The organism is Methylobacterium sp. WL6, assembly GCF_008040095.1.
Taxonomy (GTDB): Bacteria; Pseudomonadota; Alphaproteobacteria; order Rhizobiales; family Beijerinckiaceae; genus Methylobacterium.
The window spans coordinates 1-3,378 of sequence record NZ_VRVH01000399.1; the positions used below are offsets into that span (position 1 = coordinate 1).

A 3,378-nucleotide genomic window follows, 5' to 3' on the forward strand; every position below is an offset into this window, starting at 1 on the left:
AGCCACCGCCGCCCTATGCCCCGCCGATCGAGGTCGGCGGTGGCTGGTACCTGCGCGGCGACGTCGGGGCCAGCGTCTACGACCGGGCGAAGTACAGCACGTCCTACGACTATGCCGGCTACCCGGAGGCGAACCGCTCCTACGGCAACGAGGTCGGCGGCGGCGGCTTCGCCGGGGTCGGCGTCGGCTACCAGTTCACCCCGTTCCTGCGCGGCGACGTGACCGGCGAGTACCGCTACTCCACCGGCCTGCGCGGCAGCGAGTACTACAGGGGCCCCGACTACGACAACGGCCTCGGCTCGTACGGCATCAACAAGTCGAGCGGCCACTTCGATTCGGCCGTCGTCCTCGCCAATGCCTACTTCGATCTCGGCACCTGGTACGGCATCACGCCGTTCATCGGCGCCGGCGCCGGCTACGCCTTCAACCACGTCTCCGGCTACGGCACGAACGGCCAGTTCACCAGCCCGACCTACGCCTACGATTACGGCAACCCGCAATACGGCGGCTGCCCCTGTGCCCCGCCGACCTACAACTACACCCCGACCTACACGGTCGACGCGAACGGCAACGCGACGCCGGTCTACAACAGCCAGGCGACGACCAAGTCGTACAAGGACAAGACCACCGGCAGCTTCGCCTGGGCGCTCCATGCCGGTCTCGCCTACAACGTCACCGACGCGTTCAAGGTCGAGCTCGCCTACCGCTACCTGAACCTCGGCCACGCCTCGACCGGCGCCAGCTTCTCCACCTGCTGCGGCGAGGCCGGAGCCGGCGTGAAGATCAAGGACATCGAGGCCCACGACGTGAAGATCGGCGTGCGCTACCTGCTCGGCGGCCTCGTCGCCGCGCCGCTGCCGCCGCTGGTGCCCGACTATCCGCCGGCCCCGGGCCCGCTCGTCCGCAAGTACTGAGACACGTACCGAACCTGCACGGCCTCGACATCGAAGACGGCGCGGATCCGATCCGCGCCGTCTTCTTTCGTTTCAGGGTCGAGACGCACGCCACGGACCGAGAAATACGGTTAAGCCGTTCACAAGATTTGGGGTTTAGGGTCCTCGTCAAGTCGTCCTGCGGGATGCAACCGTTGATCTTGCGTGAGGACTTTCCCCATGGCTGCGCTCGAACGCCGCTTCGCCGCCGCGGCGCTGCTTCTCCTCGGGATCGGCCGGGCCGAGGCCGCCGACCTGCTGCCCCCGCCCCCGCCGATGGCGCCGCCGGTCGCGGTCGGCGGCGGCTGGTACCTGCGGGCCGACTTCACCGAATCGGCCTACGCGCGCCCGCACGACGACACCCGGGCGGACGCGAACGACCCGGGCATGCCGCCGCTCGTCGGCCTGCGCCTGAGCGATGCGGCCGGCTACGGCGGCGGCGTCGGCTACCGGATCACCCCGTGGCTGCGCGTCGACGCGACCGTCGACCAGCGCGAGCCGGCCCGCTACGGCGCCGCCTCCTCGCGCTCGAACTTCGCCACCGGCTACAACGTCGAGGCGGCGCAGGTCTCCGCGCTCACCGCCCTCGTCAACGTCTACGCCGACCTCGGCACCTGGTGGGGGCTGACGCCCTATGTCGGCGCCGGCATCGGCGTCTCGGACATGGGCGTGGCGCGGGGCTACACCCAGACCACCTGCACGGTCGACGCCTGCGACGGCAACCCCGGCACCGGCCTGCGCACCGCCGTGGCGCGCCCGAACCGCTCGGTCGCCTCGCTCGCCTGGGCGCTGACCGGCGGCGTCTCCTACGCGATCGGCGGCGGCTTCAGCCTGGACGCGGCCTATCGCTACGTCGATTTCGGCAACGCCAAGAGCGGGCTCGACGCCTACAACGCCGGCACGCGGCTGAAGGACATCGCCGCCAACGAGTTCCGCCTCGGCCTGCGCTACGACCTCGGCGGCTTCGGCAGCGGCCCGAGCCTCGCCGGCCTCGGCGGCAGCGCCTACGGCAACTGATCCGCGACCGGGCGATCGCCGACGGACGCGAAGCGGCCGCGGGCCTCGCGCGGCCCCTTGCCCTGTGGAGAGATGGCTGGATCGGGGGCGTGACCGCCCCCGGACGGTATCGGATTTCCCACCTCGCGACCGTCGCATGCGGGCGCTCGTCCGCGGCACGGCGGGCGAGCCGACGCCCGAAGCCACGGGCGTCGGCGGTCGGGGTGGCGTCGCGATCCGCGGATCGAAGCCTCGGCCCGGTCGCCGGGCGCGGGCGTGCGGTAAAATCCCGTCTTCGTTCCGGTTTTCGCGTCGCATCCCCGCATTGGCACGGCACGCCGGCCGATATCGAAACCAGCCATTAAGGTTACTCTCCTATCAAGAGAGAACAGGTTTCGTAGTGCGGTCGTGTTGCCGCCCCGAGGACGACCGCGATGCGTAAGACTTCCCGCGCACTTCTTGCCGCCCTGAGCCTGGCCGGCCCGACCACGGCCCGCGCCGCCGACCTCGACTACGATTTCCTCCGCGGCCCCGACTACGACCCGCCGGTCGCGGTCACGGCGATCGACTGGAGCGGCGTGTATGTCGGCGGGCACGGCGGGTACAGCACGACAAGCTTCAACTTCGGAAGTGCTGGACAATCCGACATCGCGCACATCTTGCGGACATCCACGATCCAGAACGAGTTCGATGTTTCGCGGTGGAACACGCTTCGCCCTGGGCGTGCGCACGACGTCTCGTTCGGCGGATTTGCCGGCTACAACATCCAAATCGACGATGCCGTTTTCGGTATAGAGGTCGACTACACGAACGCCAATCAGAAGGCGCGATCGGAGGACAGCCTCACCCGCAACGTGACGACGAAGGATAACTACTTCTACGATGCCTTCGTTCACACGGCGGCGCGCGCTACTTTGGAAGATTACGGAACAATCCGGGCTCGTGCCGGGTATGCCTACGGTCAGTTCCTGCCCTTCGTGACAGGCGGACTTGCGTATGGTCGAGCTCTCGTTGGCGATACCGTCAACGTCGCGACCGCACAATACACCGATTCGACGCGGAACACCCTCGTTGCAACGCTGGTGCAAAGTGGCGGTAGCTTGAAGGAGAAGTTCGCTCTCGGCGGCGCGCTTGGCGCGGGAGTCGATGTCTCGATCACACAGAACGTGTTTCTACGCGCCGAATACCAGTATGTATGGTTCAGCGCCTTCGGCGACAACAAGATGAACGTCAACACGGTCCGCGGCGCCCTCGGCGTGAAGTTCTGAGCGCTTAGCTCGCCGACCGAGTCAGCGCATCGCGCGGCGATCCTCGCTTCCCTACGCGTCGGAAACCCATCATGCCCGTTCGGATCTCGCTCCCCCTCGTCACCCTCGCGGGCCTGCTGGCGACGCTCGCCGCCGACCCCGCCGCTGCCGAGGGGCCGGGCTACGCCGAGGCGGCCCCGCGC

General features: G+C 68.4%; 3 protein-coding genes. All 3 read left to right on the plus strand.

Annotated elements, in window-relative coordinates; translation table 11 throughout:
- Positions 1-914: porin family protein (locus FV230_RS26240; protein WP_147844471.1), on the plus strand; the 914-nt coding region annotated here is incomplete at its 5' end.
- A 198-nt stretch (positions 915-1,112) separates the two neighbouring features.
- A complete protein-coding gene (locus FV230_RS26245) occupies positions 1,113-1,949 on the plus strand; it encodes an outer membrane beta-barrel protein (protein ID WP_147844472.1) in 837 nt (278 codons plus the stop codon).
- Positions 1,950-2,362: 413 nt separating this feature from the next.
- Positions 2,363-3,196: an outer membrane beta-barrel protein gene (locus tag FV230_RS26250; protein WP_147844473.1), complete on the plus strand. Its 834-nt coding sequence runs from the start codon at positions 2,363-2,365 to the stop codon at positions 3,194-3,196.
- Positions 3,197-3,378: the final 182 nt, after the last annotated feature.

Bases quoted from the DNA above. Each gene is read 5' to 3' on its own strand.
- FV230_RS26245 (WP_147844472.1), top strand. From the start codon at position 1,113: ATGGCTGCGCTCGAACGCCGCTTCGCCGCCGCGGCGCTGCTTCTCCTC.
- FV230_RS26250 (WP_147844473.1), top strand. From the start codon at position 2,363: ATGCGTAAGACTTCCCGCGCACTTCTTGCCGCCCTGAGCCTGGCCGGC.